18 protein-coding genes are annotated in these 16,689 nt (G+C 72.2%); 8 read left to right on the forward strand and 10 right to left on the reverse strand.

Features of this window, described 5'->3' with window-relative positions; translation table 11 throughout:
* Positions 1–20: 20 nt before the first annotated feature.
* The 7 genes from ACZ5DS_RS05910 to zapE all read right to left on the reverse strand — a co-directional run bounded on the left by ACZ5DS_RS05910 (position 21) and on the right by zapE (position 6,313).
* The gene (locus ACZ5DS_RS05910) at positions 21–875 is read right to left on the reverse strand and encodes a polysaccharide deacetylase family protein (protein WP_468234516.1); all 855 of its coding nucleotides are present in this window, start codon (positions 873–875) and stop codon (positions 21–23) included.
* Between the two features lie 131 nt (positions 876–1,006).
* Positions 1,007–1,558: a YbhB/YbcL family Raf kinase inhibitor-like protein gene (locus ACZ5DS_RS05915; protein ID WP_468234518.1), complete on the reverse strand. Its 552-nt coding sequence runs from the start codon at positions 1,556–1,558 to the stop codon at positions 1,007–1,009.
* Positions 1,559–1,567: 9 nt separating this feature from the next.
* Positions 1,568–2,368 carry a slipin family protein gene (locus ACZ5DS_RS05920; protein ID WP_468234520.1) on the reverse strand — a complete coding sequence of 267 codons (801 nt, stop codon included), beginning with the start codon at positions 2,366–2,368 and terminating at the stop codon, positions 1,568–1,570.
* 147 nt (positions 2,369–2,515) lie between these two features.
* Positions 2,516–4,012, reverse strand: a complete 1,497-nt coding sequence (locus ACZ5DS_RS05925; protein WP_468234521.1) for a SulP family inorganic anion transporter — start codon at positions 4,010–4,012, stop codon at positions 2,516–2,518.
* A gap of 8 nt (positions 4,013–4,020) precedes the next feature.
* Positions 4,021–4,599, reverse strand: a complete 579-nt coding sequence (locus tag ACZ5DS_RS05930) for a carbonic anhydrase (RefSeq protein ID WP_468234523.1) — start codon at positions 4,597–4,599, stop codon at positions 4,021–4,023.
* 76 nt (positions 4,600–4,675) lie between these two features.
* Positions 4,676–5,044 (reverse strand): hypothetical protein, encoded by a 369-nt coding sequence (locus tag ACZ5DS_RS05935; protein WP_468234525.1) that lies wholly within the window; start codon positions 5,042–5,044, stop codon positions 4,676–4,678.
* A gap of 165 nt (positions 5,045–5,209) precedes the next feature.
* Positions 5,210–6,313, reverse strand: coding sequence for a cell division protein ZapE (gene zapE, locus ACZ5DS_RS05940; protein WP_468234526.1), 1,104 nt, complete (start codon positions 6,311–6,313; stop codon positions 5,210–5,212).
* Between the two features lie 37 nt (positions 6,314–6,350).
* Between zapE and ACZ5DS_RS05945 the strand changes: the two genes are divergently transcribed.
* From ACZ5DS_RS05945 to ACZ5DS_RS05965, 5 genes are all read left to right on the forward strand, one after another.
* The gene (locus ACZ5DS_RS05945) at positions 6,351–7,214 is read left to right on the forward strand and encodes a pyrimidine reductase family protein (protein ID WP_468234527.1); all 864 of its coding nucleotides are present in this window, start codon (positions 6,351–6,353) and stop codon (positions 7,212–7,214) included.
* Positions 7,215–7,341: 127 nt separating this feature from the next.
* The gene (locus ACZ5DS_RS05950) at positions 7,342–7,815 is read left to right on the forward strand and encodes an indole-3-glycerol phosphate synthase (protein WP_468234528.1); all 474 of its coding nucleotides are present in this window, start codon (positions 7,342–7,344) and stop codon (positions 7,813–7,815) included.
* A 48-nt stretch (positions 7,816–7,863) separates the two neighbouring features.
* Positions 7,864–9,255, forward strand: a complete 1,392-nt coding sequence (gene murC / locus ACZ5DS_RS05955; RefSeq protein WP_468234529.1) for a UDP-N-acetylmuramate--L-alanine ligase — start codon at positions 7,864–7,866, stop codon at positions 9,253–9,255.
* A 14-nt stretch (positions 9,256–9,269) separates the two neighbouring features.
* Positions 9,270–9,677 carry a peptide-methionine (R)-S-oxide reductase MsrB gene (gene msrB, locus ACZ5DS_RS05960; protein WP_468234530.1) on the forward strand — a complete coding sequence of 136 codons (408 nt, stop codon included), beginning with the start codon at positions 9,270–9,272 and terminating at the stop codon, positions 9,675–9,677.
* A gap of 79 nt (positions 9,678–9,756) precedes the next feature.
* On the forward strand, positions 9,757–11,052 hold the full coding sequence (locus ACZ5DS_RS05965; RefSeq protein ID WP_468235097.1) for a PP2C family protein-serine/threonine phosphatase: 1,296 nt from the start codon (positions 9,757–9,759) through the stop codon (positions 11,050–11,052).
* On the opposite strand, the gene ACZ5DS_RS05970 is transcribed toward ACZ5DS_RS05965, so the two are convergent.
* From ACZ5DS_RS05970 to ACZ5DS_RS05980, 3 genes are all read right to left on the reverse strand, one after another.
* A complete protein-coding gene (locus tag ACZ5DS_RS05970; protein ID WP_468234531.1) occupies positions 11,023–11,844 on the reverse strand; it encodes a 5'-methylthioadenosine/S-adenosylhomocysteine nucleosidase family protein in 822 nt (273 codons plus the stop codon). The genes ACZ5DS_RS05965 and ACZ5DS_RS05970 overlap by 30 nt on opposite strands.
* An 85-nt stretch (positions 11,845–11,929) precedes the next feature.
* Positions 11,930–13,375, reverse strand: a complete 1,446-nt coding sequence (locus ACZ5DS_RS05975; RefSeq protein WP_468234533.1) for a sensor histidine kinase — start codon at positions 13,373–13,375, stop codon at positions 11,930–11,932.
* Positions 13,372–14,064: a response regulator transcription factor gene (locus ACZ5DS_RS05980; protein ID WP_468234534.1), complete on the reverse strand. Its 693-nt coding sequence runs from the start codon at positions 14,062–14,064 to the stop codon at positions 13,372–13,374. Before ACZ5DS_RS05980 ends, ACZ5DS_RS05975 begins: the two co-directional genes overlap by 4 nt.
* A gap of 150 nt (positions 14,065–14,214) precedes the next feature.
* Between ACZ5DS_RS05980 and ACZ5DS_RS05985 the strand changes: the two genes are divergently transcribed.
* From ACZ5DS_RS05985 to ACZ5DS_RS05995, 3 genes are read left to right on the forward strand one after another with little or no spacing between them, the layout of a single operon-like run.
* Complete coding sequence (locus ACZ5DS_RS05985; protein WP_468234535.1) at positions 14,215–15,555, forward strand: ferredoxin reductase family protein; 1,341 nt, start codon at positions 14,215–14,217, stop codon at positions 15,553–15,555.
* 13 nt (positions 15,556–15,568) lie between these two features.
* Complete coding sequence (locus tag ACZ5DS_RS05990) at positions 15,569–15,946, forward strand: FMN-binding protein (protein WP_468234537.1); 378 nt, start codon at positions 15,569–15,571, stop codon at positions 15,944–15,946.
* A 3-nt stretch (positions 15,947–15,949) separates the two neighbouring features.
* Positions 15,950–16,669, forward strand: coding sequence for an FAD:protein FMN transferase (locus ACZ5DS_RS05995; protein WP_468235099.1), 720 nt, complete (start codon positions 15,950–15,952; stop codon positions 16,667–16,669).
* Positions 16,670–16,689 lie beyond the last annotated feature (20 nt).

A 16,689-nucleotide genomic window follows, 5' to 3' on the forward strand; every position in this document is an offset into this window, starting at 1 on the left:
TGCACACCGAGCACAGGCGGTCACCGGTGGCCGTTCGTCTCGCCGATCAGCTCGGAGACCTTCACGAACCGGTAGCCCTGCTTGCGCAGCTCGGGCACGACCGTGCGGACGACCCGCTCGGTGGTCGGGGCGGCGCTGCGGGTGCAGTGCATGACGACCACCGACCCGGGTTTCACCCCGTCCAGCACCTGCCGGACGACCGCGTCGGCGTCCGTGGCGAACGCGTCGCCGCTCACCACGTCCCACTGCACCGCGGTGACCCCGATCCCGCCGAGCGCGCTCAGCGCCGTGTGGTCGTAACAGCCGCCGGGAAAGCGGAAGTACGGCAGCGCGTCACGCACACCCGCCTTGCGGAAGGCGGCGTACGCCCGCTCCACGTCCGCCTTCATCCGGTCCGCGCCGACGGTCGGCAGGCCGTAGCAGTTGTCGGTGAACGCATAGTGGCTGTAGGAGTGGTTGGCCACCTCGAACTGCGGGTCGTGACCGAGAGAGCGGGCCTGGGCCGGGTACTGCTCCGCCCACCGGCCGGTCATGAAGATGGTCGCCGGCACCTTCAGTGCGCGCAGGGTGCCGATGAGGCCCGGGTTGTCGAAGTGCTCGCCGGAGGCGGCCCGGGGCCCCTGGTCGGCGGTCATGTCGGCGTCGAAGGTCAGTGCGACGGTCTTGCCCAGGGTGCGCGGGCCGTGCTCGAACACCGGGGTCAGACCGCCCGGGCCCGGAGTGAGCACGGGCGGCCGTGTGGCGGATGGGGAGGCGGAGGCGGCGGGCCTGGCGTGGGCCGGGCGCGCGGTGCCGGAGGTGCCCGCGGTACCGCAGGCGACGAGGGCCGCGCCCAGGGCGCAGACGGCGGCGATATGGCGTACTGGTGCAATCACCGTACGAAAGTAGGACTGAAGGACTGGTTATACGTCGATATGACTGATGGCGCGGCGATACCGTCACCCGCGCGGCGGCCGAACATCTATCAGTAGCGTCCGTCTGTCCATGACGTCCGTCAGTTTTAGACCTAGCGCCCGTACCGCCCGGTCAAGGTGCCCGTCGCGAGGGTGTGGCCGGACAGGGCGGCGAGCAGGTCGGCAGGGGTGGCGGCGGGGGCGAGGTCCGGGCTGCCGTCGGTGGCGTACACCGTGAGGACGTAGCGGTGCGGGCGGTCGCCGCGGGGCGGGCAGGGGCCGCCGTAGCCCGTCCGGCCGAAGCCGTTGCGGCCCTCCGTCGCCCCCGGCGGTTTCTCGTCGGCGGTGAGGTGCGTGGTGTGCGGGTCGATGCCCCATGCCAGCCAGTGGGTGAAGGTGCCGCGCGGGGCGTCCGGGTCCTGGAGCAGCAGGGCCAGCGAGGCGGTGCCCGAGGGGACGCCGGTGAAGGCGAGCGGGGGCGAGACGTTCTCGCCCTCGCAGGTGTAGCGGCGCGGGATGGTGCCGGCGTCGACGTAGGCGGGGCTCGTCACCGTGAGCCGGCCTGCGGCGGTGGGGGAGGGGGCCGAGGCCGAGCCGCCGCTCCCGTCCCCGCACGCTGATACGACGGCCACCACGGCCACGACGATCACCCAGCCTCTGCGCATGCCCGCACGCTAGCCGGAATGCTGCCCTCCGTCGCCGTCCGGCGCGGGCAGCTGGTGGCCCTTCTCCAGGAAATGCAGCAGTTCCACCGGAATGGGCAGGACCAGCGTGGAGTTCTTCTCGGCCGCCACCGCCATCACCGTCTGGAGCAGCCGCAGCTGGAGCGCGGCCGGTTGGTCGGACATCTGCGCGGCGGCCTCGGCGAGCTTCTTGGAGGCCTGCAGTTCGGCGTCGGCGTTGATGATCCGGGCCCGGCGCTCCCGGTCGGCCTCGGCCTGGCGGGCCATGGACCGCTTCATCGTGTCCGGCAGGGACACGTCCTTGATCTCCACCCGGTCGACCTGGATGCCCCAGCCGACCGCCGGGCTGTCGATCATCAGCTCCAGGCCCTCGTTGAGCTTCTCCCGGTTGGAGAGCAGATCGTCCAGCTCGCTCTTGCCGATGATCGAGCGCAGCGAGGTCTGTGCCATCTGCGAGACCGCGAACTTGTAGTCCTCGACCTTCACCAGCGCGCTCACCGAGTCGACGACCCGGAAGTAGACGACCGCGTCCACGCGTACGGTGACGTTGTCGCGGGTGATGCCCTCCTGGGCGGGGATCGGCATCGTCACGATCTGCATGTTGACCTTGTGCAGCCGGTCCACGAACGGGATCACCAGATTCAGACCCGGCTGGCGTGGTTCACCCGTGACCCGGCCGAGCCGGAACAGCACACCCCGCTCGTACTGCCTGACCACCCGTGCCGCCATCGCCAGGTACACGAGGCCGGCGGAACCCAGCGCCGCGGCGGCGCCCAGCAGCTCCTGGAGCATGATGACCTCCTCACCGAGAGGCCTGCTTTCTGTCCGATGCTGCAACGATATGCCCGGCCCGGGGCGGAAGCCATGGGCCGGGCAGCAGGGTCCGGACCGGGGTGCCGAGGGGCGTCGGCGCCCCGGTCCGGGGACGACCGTCCGGTGTCAGACGGCCGTGGCTCTCGCCGGCTCCTCCGGCTCCGTGACCTGGACCGGCTCGGTCCCGGCCGCGCTGTGCCGCTCGGCCCAGTTCTCCAGGGCCGTACGGCAGGCGTGGTCCAGATGGTGCAGGCCGGACAGGTTCAGGCGCACCGGGCGGTCCTGGGGCAGCGACTCCAGGCTGTCGAGGATCTTCGGCAGCCGCAGGAAGGTCGCGTTGCCCGACAAATACGCCTCGATGGGGCCCGCACCCTTGTCGACGACCTCCAGCTTCAGGTGCGAGGCCTCCCAGGCCGTCTTGACGACGGCCACCGCGAGGCCGATGAGCACGCCCTCGAACATGCTGACCGCCACGATCGACACGGCCGTCACGGCCAGGATCAGCGCCTCGCCCCGGTGCTCGCGCCACAGCACAGCCAGCGCCCGGACTGGTACGAGCTTGGCACCGGAGTAGATCAGGATGCCCGCGAGGGCCGGGATCGGGATGTAGGCGAGCACGCCCGGCAGCAGGGCCGCGAACAGCAGCAGCCAGACACCGTGCAGCACACGGGACGCCTTCGTCCGGGCACCCGCCTGCACATTGGCCGCGCTGCGCACGATCACCGCGGTCATCGGCAGCGCACCCAGCAGCCCGCACACCGCGTTGCCCACGCCCTGCGCGACCAGCTCCTTGTCGTACTCGGTGCGCGGTCCGTCGTGCAGCCGGTCCACGGCCGCCGCGCTGAACAGCGACTCGGCGGACGCGATCAGTGTGAACGCGACGACCGTGCCGAGCACCCCGACACCCGCGAACCCGGCGAACGCGCTCAGCGGCGGCGGCTGGACGGCGCCCAGCAGCCCCTTCACCTCGACGGTGGCCACCGGCAGGCTCAGCGCCGGCGCGGCCAGCGAGGCGAGACCGACTGCGGCGAGCGGACCGGGCACCGTACGCACCGTCGCCGGCGCGTGCTTCCACAGCGCCAGCACCGCGACGGTGCCCGCGCACAGGGCGAGCGAGGCGAGCGCCGACCCCTTGTCGAAGGCGTCCAGGAACGCCCCCGGCAGACCGGCCGTCTTGCCCAGACCCGAGTCGGGGGCCTTGGCGGCCATGGCCGGATAGAGCTGACCGGCGATCAGGACCAGACCAATACCGGCCAGCATGCCCTCGACGACCGAGACCGAGATGGCCCGGAAGTACCGGCCCAGCCGCAGCACGCCCATGAGGAGCTGGAGCAGACCGGTGGTGAGCACGATGGCGCCGAGCACCGGCAGCCCGAACTCCCGGACCGCCTCGAAGACGAGCACGGTCAGACCGGCGGCCGGCCCGGACACCTGGAGGCTGCTGCCGCGCATCAGCCCGGTGACCAGGCCGCCCACGATGCCGGTGACCAGGCCGAGTTCGGCCGGGACTCCGGAGGCGACGGCCACGCCCACGCACAGCGGGAGCGCGACCAGGAAGACGACGAGGGAGGCCGCGAAGTCCTGCCTCAGGTGCGGGAAACGGGATATGAGAGGGCTGTTCATCGGCGCGCTCACAGGGCTTCGAAGGTGTCGGTCTGAGGGCGGTGCGCCCGTACGGCGCCGGTGTGCACCTCGTAGTACCAGGCGTGCAGGCCCAGCTGACCCTGCGCCAGCTTCCGCTGGATGCACGGGTACGAGCGCAGTCGCAGCAGCTGGGTCAGGACATGGCTCCGGACGCCCTCGGCGACCTCCGGGTCCTCGGCCGCGCCGGCCGGGCGCGGGGTGGCGTGTGCCAGCCAGTCGCGCACGGCGGGCACGGCGGTCAGGTCGTCGCCGCGCACCAGCGCGCCGACGGCGCCGCAGTGCGAGTGGCCGCAGACGACGATGTCGCGGACGCCGAGCACCTCCACGGCGTACTCGATGGTGGCGGCCTCGCTGGTGGGGTGCTGCGAGGTGTACGGCGGGACGATGTTGCCCGCGGTGCGCAGCTCGAAGAGCTCGCCGGGGCGGGCGCCCGTGATCAGGGCCGGGACGACCCGGGAGTCGGAGCAGGTGATGAACAGGACCTGCGGGGACTGGCCTTCTGCGAGTTTGGCGAACTCCTCAGGGCGCTGTCCGAAGGTACGGGCGTTGTCGATGAGGGGCTGCATGGTGTGTGGATTCCTCCTGGCGCGCCGCACCGGCGCGTCGGGCTTGCACGACGTTCGTGAGGGGAGGAGCCGGCTCTCAGCAGCGGAAGACCTGAAGCGCTGCCGAGGAGTGGGCTCTGGAGGATCTCGTGGTGCGTGGGATCGAGGCACCGGATGCGTTCGGCGCCTGCGGGGCGGGCGTCTGCCGGGCTATGGGCGGGCGCTCCTGCGCCGGGTCGGAGGCGGAGCCGCGCTGCCGGTCGCGGGTGTGCGGGATGCCCGCGGGTGAACGGCCCGGGTCGCACACCTGCTGTGCGAAAGATGGTGTTCCGACCGTGGCCTTGGCCTTCGCCTCACTGAGCGTATGCGCGGGTGTGAAGGTTCCCTTGAATGCGAAGAGCGGCAGGGCGAGCAGGGTGGCGGTGAAGAGAGCAAGCAGGGTCCGAGCCGTCGTACCTCGAAACATGCACCCTCCTCCCAGGAGTTCACATCTCTTGCACGCACCAAGCATTGGTCAATGGCTGGTCAAGAAACACATTAACCCTGCAAAGTCCTTTGCAGGGTTAACTGGGCGTTGCGAGCAGAAGAGAGCGTGAAAAGTGCCGGTCGGATGGCTTGATCCGGCTCTTGACTACGAGCCGACGAGGCCCTTCGCGTCCCGGGCCAGTGCGGTGAGCCGGGATATCGCGCGGAAGTACTTCTTGCGGTAGCCGCCCTTCAGCATCTCCTCGCTGAACAGCTGGTCGAAGGGCAGGCCCGAGGCGAGCACCGGGACCTCGCGGTCGTACAGGCGGTCCGCGAGCACCACCAGCCGCAGCGCCGTCGACTGGTCCGGCACCGGCCGCACATCGGTGAGGCACACCGCCCTGACGCCGTCGGTGAGGGCGCCGTACCGGCTCGGGTGCACCTTGGCCAGGTGGTCCAGCAGATGCGGGAAGTCGTCCAGCGAGGCGCCCCCGGTGGCGTACGCCGCCTTGGTCACCTCTTCGTCGGAGTACGGCGCCGGAGCCTCGGGCAGACCCCGGTGGCGGTAGTCCTCGCCGTCGATGCGCAGGGCGCGGAAGTGGGCGGACAGGCCCTGGATCTCGCGCAGGAAGTCGGCGGCGGCGAACCGGCCCTCGCCGAGCTTGCCGGGCAGGGTGTTGGAGGTGGCCGCGAGCGCCACGCCCGTCTCGACCAGCTTGCCGAGCAGGGTGGAGACGAGCACGGTGTCGCCGGGGTCGTCCAGCTCGAACTCGTCGATGCACAGCAGGCGGTGGCCGCTCAGCGTCTGCACGGTCTGCTGGAAGCCGAGCGCGCCGACCAGGTTGGTCAGCTCCACGAACGTGCCGAACGCCTTGAGCGCGGGCTCGGCCGGGGTGGCGTGCCAGAGGGAGGCGAGCAGGTGGGTCTTGCCGACGCCGTAGCCGCCGTCCAGGTAGACACCGCGGGGGCCGGCCGGGGTCTTGGGCGCCCTGGCCCTGCCGAACCCGAAGAAGCCGCGCCGGCCGGCGCCGGAGGCGTGCGCGCCGCCGAGTCCGGCCGCGAAGCCCTCCAGGACCTGCACGGCCTCGGTCTGGCTGGGCTGGTTCGGGTCCGGGATGTACGTGGCGAAGCGGACCGAGTCGAAGCGCGGCGGCGGCACCATCTCGGCGACCAGACGGTCCGCGGGGACGTGCGGCTCACGGGCGCACAGGGACGACGGGCCCGCATCGGTCAGATGGCTGGAACCGGGGGCGGCGGGGGAGGAGGACACGGTTACCCATGCTAAGCGCCGTGTCAGACTGCACGACATGCGACGCCTGTTCCCTGTGACCTACGAAACAGCAGCCCAGGCCTTCGGCGGGGGCCCGGAGGGGGAGGAGGTGCATGGGGCGGCCGGTGCTCATGCGCTGGGTGAGCGTGCCACGGCCCACCTGCTCGCGAACCGTGAGTGGAGCCTCGTCGAGCTGGCCGCCGCCTACGCCTATCCGGAGCCTGCTTCCGGGGCTCGCCGGCCGTGGCTGCGGGCCAACATGGTCTCCACCCTCGACGGCGCCGCCCAGCACGAGGGGCGCTCCCAGCCCATCTCCAGCGCGGCCGACATGCGCATCTTCGGCACGCTCCGCGCGCTCGCGGACGCGATCGTGGTGGGCGCGGAAACGGTACGGCAGGAGGGGTACCGCCCCGCACGCGCGCGTGCCGAGTTCGCGGCGGCCCGGCAGGCCGCGGGGCAGGGCCCGGCCCCGGCGATCGCGATCGTCACCGCCGGCCTCGACCTGGACTTCTCCCTTCCGCTGTTCACCGCGCCGCTGGTGCCCACCCTGATCCTGACCGGCGCCACCGCGCCCACGGACCGGGTCGCCGCCGCCGAGAAGGCCGGTGCCCGGGTGATCGTCGCCGGGGACGGCGCCGGCATCGACCCGGCCCGCGCGGTACGCGCCCTCGCCGACCTCGGCCACACCCGGCTGCTCACCGAGGGCGGGCCCCGGCTGCTCGGCCAGCTGGTGGCCGCGGGGGTGCTCGACGAGCTGTGCCTCACCCTCTCGCCGATGCTCACCGCGGGGGACGCGCAGCGCATCGCCGGGGGCCCGTCCGTCGCCGTTCCGCGCCGGTTCGAACTGGTGTCCCTACTGGAAGAGGACGGATTCCTGTTCAGTCGTTACCGTCGGTCCTGAAATCAGCGGAATCTGCCGTTCCGTTTAGCTTCCGGCGGGCACACTAGGTCCGGCACTACCCGTGCGATCACGGGGCAGGATGGTTTCCGCAGGGCCTTGCCGGGCCCACGGAGGGAAGAGGCGCCGCGTGTTCACAAGCGTTCTGATGATCGAGAAGGCCCTGACGTCCGCCGACGTGGAGTTCGTCACCACCTTGCACGGAGACGAGCCGGTCACCTTTCACGTCCTGCTCCAGCCGCGCGGCGACCAGGCCGACCGCCTGCTGCGGGCCATCGACGACATTGCCCTCGGCGAGTTGGACGAGGCTCGGCGTGAGGGGGAGACCCCGGAGGGCGAGGAGGCGCGGAGCGTCGGGCAGCAGGCTCTCGATGTGTCTCTCCACGCCCTGCGGGCTGCCGGCAGTGAGGCCGAGGGGCGGTTGGTCGAGGATCATCCGCTGGACGCGCTGAAGTCCCTGGTCGCCGAGGTCGGTGCCGATGAGGTGATCGTGCTGACCGACCCCCACTACGTGGAGGAGTTCTTCCACCGGGACTGGGCCTCCCGGGCTCGGCACAAGGTGGGGGTGCCGGTGCTGAAGTTGTTCTCGCACAGCAAGGCCTAGCGCATAGGCTAGGGCCGCTCAGCTCGTACGGATCTTATGGAGACACGCATGGCACCCGGCCTTCCCACCGCCATGGACCGACCGCACTTCATCGGCATCGGCGGCGCCGGAATGTCGGGTATCGCCAAGATCCTCGCGCAGCGTGGGGCCAAGGTGGCCGGAAGCGATGCCAAGGAGTCGGCGACCGCCGAGGCGCTCAGGGCCCTCGGCGTGACCGTGCACATCGGGCATGCCACCGAGCACCTCGCCGACGACGCGAGCTGTGTCGTCGTGTCGTCGGCGATCCGCAAGGACAACCCGGAGCTGGCCCGCGCCGCCGAGCTGGGGATTCCGGTGGTGCACCGGTCCGACGCGCTGGCCGCGCTGATGGAGGGGCTGCGGCCGATCGCCGTGGCCGGTACCCACGGCAAGACCACCACCACCTCCATGCTGGCGGTCTCCCTCGGCGAGCTGGGGCTGCGGCCCTCGTACGCCATCGGCGGCGACCTGGACGCGCCCGGCTCGAACGCGCTGCACGGCGAGGGCGACATCTTCGTCGCCGAGGCCGACGAGTCGGACCGCAGCTTCCACAAGTACGCGCCCGAGGTCGCCATCGTCCTCAACGTCGAGCTGGACCACCACGCCAACTACGCCTCGATGGACGAGATCTACGAGTCCTTCGAGACCTTCGCCGGGAAGATCGTGCCCGGCGGCACGCTGGTGATCTCCGCCGACCACGAGGGTGCGCGGGAGCTGACGCGGCGGCTGGCCGGGTCGGTGCGGACCGTGACCTACGGGGAGGCCGAGGACGCGGACGTGCGGGTCCTGGCCGTCGTACCGCAGGGGCTGAAGAGCCAGGTCACCGTGGTGCTCGACGGGCAGGAGCTGACCTTCGCGGTCTCCGTGCCCGGCCGGCACTATGCGCACAACGCGGTCGCCGCGCTCGCCGCCGGTGCCGCCCTCGGAATTCCTGCCGCCGAGCTGGCGCCCGCACTGGCCGCCTACACCGGGGTCAAGCGGCGCCTGCAGCTCAAGGGCGAGGCGGCCGGGGTACAGGTGATCGACTCCTACGCCCACCACCCCACCGAGATGACCGCCGACCTGGATGCCATGCGCGCCGCCGCCGGTGACTCCCGGATCCTGGTCGTCTTCCAGCCGCACCTGTTCTCCCGCACCCAGGAGCTGGGCAAGGAGATGGGCCAGTCGCTGGCGCTCGCCGACGCCTCCGTCGTGCTCGACATCTACCCGGCCCGCGAGGACCCGATCCCCGGGGTGACCAGCGAGCTGATCATCGAGGCCGCGCGTGCGGCGGGCGCCGACGTCACCGCCGTGCACGACAAGGCGGAGATCCCCGCGGTGATCGCGGGAATGGCGAAGCCCGGTGATCTCGTTCTCACCATGGGCGCGGGCGACGTGACCGACCTGGGCCCGCAGATTCTGGACCGCCTGTCGCAGCAGTAGAGGGGCTGAGGCTCATGTCGTACGACGTCGAGAAGCCGGACGAGCAGTGGCGCGCGGAACTGACGCCCGGCGAGTACGCCGTGCTGCGCCAGGCCGCGACCGAGCCGGCCTTCACCGGTGAGTACACGGACACCAAGACCAAGGGCGTCTACTCCTGTCGCGCCTGCGGTGCCGAACTGTTCACCTCCACGACCAAGTTCGAGTCGCACTGCGGCTGGCCGTCCTTCTACGACCCGAAGGACACGGACGCGGTGGAGCTGGTCGAGGACCGCTCCCACGGCATGGTCCGCACCGAGGTCCGCTGTGCCCGCTGCGGCTCCCACCTTGGTCATGTGTTCGAGGGTGAGGGCTATTCGACCCCCACCGACCAGCGGTACTGCATCAACAGCATCTCGCTGCGGCTGACGCCGGACGAGTCCTGAGGCCTCTGGGCCTCCGGGGGCGGCCGGGACACTTGTGACTGGTGCCCGGCTCGCTCCGGTTTGAGACTCTGTGAGGGTGATGGGTGTCGCGCGCTGGATCCAGGCCCGTCGCAGGTCCGCGTCCGCTGACAGCCACCGTCAGGAGGACGGAGCCGGCGAGCCCGAGGGTGATGCGCTGCGACTGACGGCGCTGCGGGCCGCCGCGGGCGGGATCGGCACGACGCTCGACGAGGAAACCACGTGCTCCGAGCTGACCCGGGCCGTCGTACGGCTGGTGGGTGGCGGGGCCGCGGTCATGCGCCGGGCCGGGAAGATCGTCTCCGGGTACGAGGCGATCACCGGGGATCCGGACGTGCTGCCCGACGCCCGGTGGTCCGCGGCCGTGGCCCGGGAGGTGGGTACCCCGGCGGCCGACCGACAGCCGGAGCCCTGGGTCGCGCAGCCGCCCGGCATCCGCGGCCGGCCCGCGCTCTGCGTGCCTCTGACCATCGGCAGCGACCAGTACGGCGTGCTGGTCCTGGGGCGGCACGGAGCGCGGTTCACCCGTTCGGAGGCCGAGCAGCTCACCCTCCTCGCCGAGCGCGCCGCCTCCCACATCCGGCACGCCCGTGCCTACCAACAGGTCAGCCAGACGGCCGGTGACCTGCAACGCGCGCTGCTGGCGGAGCCCGGCCGGCCACACCCGAACCTGGACGTCGCCATCCGCTACCTCCCGGCCGGCAGCAGCCGGGTGCTGGTCGGCGGCGACTGGTGCGAGACCGTACGGCTCCACTTCGGCCGCACCCTGCTGGTCGTCGGCGATGTGATGGGCCACGGTCTGGAGGCCGCCGTCGACATGAGCGCCTACCGCTCCTCGCTGCGCTACATCGCCTCCTCCGAACTGCCCCCGCACCGGGTCCTGCGGCAGATGGACGACATCGCCTCCGGCGAGGCCGACCGGAGACCGGCCACCTGTCTGCTGGCGCGGATCGACCCCGGCCGGGGGCAGGTCACGCTGGCCAGCGCCGGGCATCTGCCGCCCGTGCTCATCAGCGCGGCGGGCCGGGCCGCACCGCTGCCCGCTCCGGTCGGCCCCCCGCTCGGCACCGGCTTCGGCGGCTACGAGTCGACCACTCACCACATGGCCCCCGGAGAGATCCTGGTGCTCTTCACCGACGGGCTCGTGGAGCGCCGCGGGGAGGACATCGACAGCTCCATGGCCCGCCTGTCCGCCTTGCGCTTCACCCCCGGCCACGGCGTGGACGACGTCCTGGACACCATCCTGACCACCCTGGACGCACGCCACGCGGAGGACGACGTCGCGGTCCTCGCCGCACGACCGCATCCGCGGCAGACCAGCGGGGAGCTACTGGACGGCGTCGAGGTGACGGGGTGAGGCGGTCTGGCCGAGGCCCTGGTTGACCTGTTCCCGCCGGACAGCCAGCGTGGCGAGCAGCTCGAAGGCGAAGGCGGCGGCGTGCCGTGCGGCGACGGGCTGCCAATGGACGTCGTGTGCCGGGTCCTTGTCGCCCAGCAGATCCGAGACGCCCCGTACGACCAGGGCTTCCACCCGGGGGTTGAGCCGCGCCGCCGTGAGCAGGCCCAGGCCCTCCGTCTCCACGGCCAGCGTGTCGCTCGCCACCTCGCCGAGCAGTCTCCCGGACGCCGACTCGGCGTGCGCGACCCCCTTCGCGCCCGCGGCCGGCGCGCCGACGTACGCGGCCGGGGTCCGCGCGGGAGGCGGTGCGATACGGTCCTGCCAGCGCCGTTCGGCCGCGACCAGACGGGCCCGCTGCACCAGGGCGAAGGCGGACGGCCAGGATGTGATCCGCGGCCGGAAGCCGTCCCGCTCGTCCCGGCCGCTCTCATAGCCGTAGACCGTGTCCGCGACGACCACGTCACCCGGCCGCACGTCCCGGCGGCCGCCCGCCACCCCCACGAACAGCAGCACCGAGGGACGCAGCCGGGCCACCGCGCGTTCGGCCAGCGCGGCCGCCAACTCGTTGCCGGGACCGGCCAGTTGCACGGCGACCGTCAGCCGGCCGTGGTCCCCCGGGAAGGTGCCGATCTCGTACGCGGCGCCGTCGGCCGTGTGTCTGCTGCGGCCGGGGCCGAGATGGCCGACGACGGCCAGGTACTCGGGCTCGATCGCCGTCAGCACGAACGCGTCGACCTTCTCCGTCTGCACCGACCGCCCCCTCGCCCCGCCCCGGACCCTCCATGGTGAGGGATGCGTGTGGCCAGGGGAACCGCCTGTAGCGGGCCGAGGTCGTTCAGTGCGGGTCCCTTCGGGGCAGGGCGAGCGTGAAGACCGTCCGCCCCTCCTCCCGCTCCAGCCGCAGGCTTCCGCCGTGGGCCTCCGTCAGGCCGCGGGCCACCGACAGCCCCAGCCCGCTGCCGCCCCGGTCCCGGCTGCGGGCCTTGTCCACGCGGTAGAAGCGGTCGAAGACGCGGGCCCGGTCGGCGGCCGGGATTCCCGGGCCCGTGTCGGCTATCCGCACCGAGGCCGTGCGCGGGTCTGCCGAGACCGCCACGGACACCTTCGTGCCGGCCGGTGTGTGCACGGCCGCGTTGGTGAGGAGGTTGTCCAGGACCTGGCGGATGCGGACGGGATCCAGGCGCAGCCGCACCGGGCCGGGGCCGGCGGTGACGGTCAGCGGGTGGTCCGGGTGGCCCGCGCGGAAGGCGTCCGCCGCCTCGCGCACCAGGTCGGCGAGGTCCGCCTCCTGCGGGCGCAGCGGGGCCTCCACCTCGGCCGCGTCCAGCCGGGCGAGCAGGAGCAGATCGTCCAGGAGGACGGACATCCGGGCGGCCTCGGCGCGCAGCCGGGCCAGATGGCGGTCGCGTTCGGCGGGCTCGTTGGCGGCCGCGTACTGGAACAGATCGGCGTAGCCGCGCACCGACATCAAAGGGGTGCGCAGTTCGTGGGAGGCGTCCGCGACGAAGCGGCGCAGCCGCTGCTCGGCCTCGGCGCGCACCGCGAGGGAGGCGTCGATGTGCTCCAGCATCGTGTTGAAGGCGGTGCGCAGCTCCGCCACCTCCGGGCCGCCGTCCCGCCCGTCCGCGCGCACCGGCAGCCGCGCCGCCGACTCCGTCAGGTCGTGCGAGGCGATGCCATGGGCGGTGTGCGCCATGTCGCTGAGCGGTTTGAGGCCGCGCCGGAGCATCCTGCGGCCGAACACCACCAGCGCCAGCAGCGCGAGCCCGAAGGCGACCACCTGGACCGTGACCAGCCGCCGTACCGTGTTGTCGATGTCGTCCATGGGCGCGCCGCTGACCAGCACCACACCGGGCTCGACCGCGCAGGCGCGCAGCCGGTACTCGCCCTGGCCCGCGAGGTGCTCGGTGCGCAGCACCTCGGTGCCCGCGCCGATCTGCTCCTTCGCCACGGCGGTGAGGTCGGCGATGTCCTCGGGCAGGTCGGTGCTCTCCTCGGGCCTGCGGAGCACGGGGATTCCGTCCGACACGTCGTACACCGCGTAGTACCAGCGGTAGTACTTCTTGCCCTGGAGCGTGCCCTGCTGCGCGATGCTCTTGGACTGGGCGACCTGGGCGAGCCCCAGCTGGGCGTCGAGCTGGTCCGACAGATAGTTCCGCATGTACGTCGTCAGGGCCGTGCCGACCACCGCGAACACCACCAGGGACAGCGCGCCGAGGCCCAGGGCCAGGCGGGTGCCGAGGCGGAGTCTGCCGTAGGCGCGGCGCAGCCGGGCGATCACCGGGCGGCCTGCCGGACGGCGTATCCGAAGCCCCGCACGGTGTGGATCAGCGGTTCGGTGCCGGTCTCGTCCAGCTTGCGGCGCAGTCGGCTGACGACCAGCTCGACGACGTTCGAGCGGCCGCCGAAGCCGTACTCCCAGACGTGGTCGAGGATCTGCGCCTTGGTGAGCACGGACGGCGACCTGCGCATGAGATAGCGCAGGACCTCGAACTCGGTGGGCGTCAGCGCGAGCAGCCGCTGCGCGCGCCGCACCTCGCGGGTGTCCTCGTCCAGGGTCAGGTCGGCGACCCGCAGCACGGAGCGCTTGAAGCCCGGCCCGGCGCTGCGCCGCAGCACCGTGCGCAGCCGGGCCATCAGCTCCTCCACCGCGAACGGCTTGACCAGGTAGTCGTCCCCGCCCCTGGTGAGCCCGGCGACGCGGTCGGCGACGCCGTCGCGTGCGGTCAGGAACACCACCGGCACCATCGTCCCCGAGCGGCGCAGCCGGTCGAGCACGCCGAAGCCGTCGACGTCCGGCAGCATCAGGTCCAGGACGACGATGTCCGGCTCGAACTCGGCGGCCCGGGCGAGGGCCTCCTCGCCGGTGTAGGCGGTGACCGCCTCCCAGCCCTCGTACCGGGCGACCGTGGCGACCAGGTCCGCGATCGGCGGGTCGTCGTCCACGACCAGCAGTCGTACTCTCTCCACCCGCTCATCCTCCTGCACGGGCTCCGCGGCGCCAGTCCCGGCCGTCCCCACCAGGCACATCGATATCCAGTTGAAAGTAGTCCGACAGGAGATCGACAGCAATCCCGGGCCAAGCTCGACTCCCAGGTCCCGATCAAGGAGCCGCCGTCCGTGACGACCCTCCAGTCCCGCCCCGCACCACCGCCCACCGCGCTACGCCCCCGAGTCGTCGCCCGCACCGGCCTGTACGCGCTGCTGGCCGGCAACGCCGTAGTCGTGGCCGTCCTCTTCTTGCAAGCGGGCCTCGGCTCCAACGCGCTGATCCTGCTCGGCCGCCTCGCCGGGCTCTACGGCGCCCTGGTGATGGCCTTCCAGCTGCTGCTGGTGGCCCGGCTGCCGTGGCTGGACCGCCGCATCGGCATGGACCGGCTTACCTCCTGGCACCGCTGGACCGGCTTCGCCGTGCTGTGGACGCTCCTCGCGCACCTGGTGTTCATCACCTTCGGGTACGCCCAGCTGTCCTCCCTGGACCCGGTGGACCAGCTCGTCGACCTCGCCGAGACCACCGAGGGCGTGCTGCGGGCCATCGTCGCGTTCGCGCTGATCGCGATGGTCGGCGCGGTGTCCGCGCGCTGGGCCCGGCGCCGACTGGCCTACGAGACCTGGCACTTCATCCACCTCTACACCTACCTGGCCGTCGTGCTCGCCTTCAGCCACCAGGTCGCGACCGGTACGACCTTCACCGCGTCCGCCGTCGCACGGGCCTACTGGTACGCGCTGTGGGGCACGGCCCTCGGCGCTCTCCTCGTGGGCCGTCTTGGGCTGCCGCTGTGGCGCAACCTGCGCCACCGGCTACGGGTCTCGGCCGTCGTCCCCGAGTCCGACACCGTGGTGTCGGTGTACGTCACCGGCCGCGACCTCGACCGGCTGCCCGCCGTCGCCGGGCAGTTCTTCCTGTGGCGGTTCCTGACCCGGGACCGCTGGTGGCAGGCCAATCCCTTCTCGCTGTCCGCCGCCCCCGACGGCCGTCAGCTCCGGCTGACCGTCAAGACCGCCGGTGACGGCACCGCCGCCCTGCGCCGCCTGAAGCCCGGCACGCGGGTCTTCGCCGAAGGACCCTACGGTGCCTTCACCACCCTGCACCGCACCCGCCCCGACACCCTGCTCATCGCGGGCGGCGTCGGCATCACCCCGATCCGCGCCCTGCTGGAGGAGATCGAGGGCCATGTCGTCCTGATCTACCGGGTGACGGCCGAGCGGGACGCGGTCCTGTACGGGGAACTCGCCGAGCTGGCCGCCGCCAGGGGCGCCCGGCTGCACCTGGTCACCGGGCCGGCCGTGCCCGATCTGCTCGCACCCCGCGAACTGGCCCGGCTGGTCCCGGACATCGGCGACCGCGACGTGTTCGTGTGCGGCCCGCCCGGGATGACCACGGCGGTCCTGCGCCACCTGCGCGACATGGGCGTACCCGAGCGGCAGATCCACTTCGAGCGCTTCAGCCTGGCGGGATGAGGAGAAGGAACACATGAAGCGAGCACTGCCCGTCCTGGCCCTCACGGTGGCCGGACTCGTCCCGCTGTGGCGTTATGAGCCGTCGCACGGGACCACCGCCACTGAAGCCGCTGCAACCCCTGAGGCCTCTGCGTCCGGCCGGGTCGTGGCCGGGCCGACCGTCTCCACCGAGAAGGGGGACGTCCAGGTCGAGGTGACACTCGACGGCGACCGGATCAGCGCCGTACGGATGCTGAAGCAGCCGGAGAGCCCGCAGACCAGGGGCGCCGTACCGACGCTGATCGAGGAGACGCTCAAGGCGCAGAGCGCCGACATCGACACGGTGTCCGGGGCCACCCTCACCAGCGAGGGGTACAAGAAGTCGCTGCAGGCCGCGCTGGACGAGGCCTAGATGCTGCGGCGGGTCGAGCACGTGATGGGGCTCCCGGTGTCGCTCCGGATCGACGACCAGGGCGCCTGGGATGCCGTCGCCGACGAGGTGTTCGCCCGGCTGCGCGAGGTGGACCGCCGGTTCAGCCCCTTCCGGGCGGACAGCGAGGTGTGCCGCCTGGACCGGGGCGAGCTGTGTTCCGACGCGGTGAGCGCGGACCTCGCCGAGGTCCTGGCCCTGTGCGAGGAGTACCGGAGCGCGACCGGCGGCGCCTTCGACGTCCGGCTGCCCGGGCGGGGGCTCGACCCTTGCGCGGTGGTCAAGGGCTGGTCGGTGCAGCGGGCCGCGGAGGTGCTGACGGCGGCCGGGGCACGCCGGTTCTGCCTCAACGCCGGAGGCGACGTGGTCGTCTCCGGCGGGCCGTGGCGGGTGGGGATACGGCACCCCGACCGGGCCGACCGGCTGTGCGCGGTGCTGGAGGTCACCGACGGGGCGGTGGCGACCTCCGGGCGGTACGAGCGCGGCGACCACATCCTCGACGGGCGCACCGGACGCCCGGCGACCGGGCTGCTATGCCTGACCGTGCTGGCCCCGACCCTGACCGAGGCCGACGCCACCGCCACGGCCGCCTTCGCCCTCGGGGAGGACGGCGTGGCCTGGGCCGCCGCCCGGACCGGCTGCGAGGTGTTCGCGGTCGACGCCGGGCGGCGGGTGGTGCGGACGGCGGGGGTGCCGGTGGCGTAGGACCTGTTGCGAACGTCCCG

It is taken from the genome of Streptomyces sp. NPDC031100 (assembly GCF_055570785.1).

Bases quoted from the DNA above. Each gene is read 5' to 3' on its own strand.
- ACZ5DS_RS05915 (WP_468234518.1), bottom strand. From the start codon at position 1,558: ATGCGCAGAGGCTGGGTGATCGTCGTGGCCGTGGTGGCCGTCGTATCA.
- ACZ5DS_RS05920 (WP_468234520.1), bottom strand. From the start codon at position 2,368: ATGCTCCAGGAGCTGCTGGGCGCCGCCGCGGCGCTGGGTTCCGCCGGC.
- ACZ5DS_RS05925 (WP_468234521.1), bottom strand. From the start codon at position 4,012: ATGAACAGCCCTCTCATATCCCGTTTCCCGCACCTGAGGCAGGACTTC.
- ACZ5DS_RS05930 (WP_468234523.1), bottom strand. From the start codon at position 4,599: ATGCAGCCCCTCATCGACAACGCCCGTACCTTCGGACAGCGCCCTGAG.
- ACZ5DS_RS05935 (WP_468234525.1), bottom strand. From the start codon at position 5,044: ATGTTTCGAGGTACGACGGCTCGGACCCTGCTTGCTCTCTTCACCGCC.
- ACZ5DS_RS05945 (WP_468234527.1), top strand. From the start codon at position 6,351: ATGCGACGCCTGTTCCCTGTGACCTACGAAACAGCAGCCCAGGCCTTC.
- murC (WP_468234529.1), top strand. From the start codon at position 7,864: ATGGCACCCGGCCTTCCCACCGCCATGGACCGACCGCACTTCATCGGC.
- msrB (WP_468234530.1), top strand. From the start codon at position 9,270: ATGTCGTACGACGTCGAGAAGCCGGACGAGCAGTGGCGCGCGGAACTG.
- ACZ5DS_RS05965 (WP_468235097.1), top strand. From the start codon at position 9,757: ATGGGTGTCGCGCGCTGGATCCAGGCCCGTCGCAGGTCCGCGTCCGCT.
- ACZ5DS_RS05990 (WP_468234537.1), top strand. From the start codon at position 15,569: ATGAAGCGAGCACTGCCCGTCCTGGCCCTCACGGTGGCCGGACTCGTC.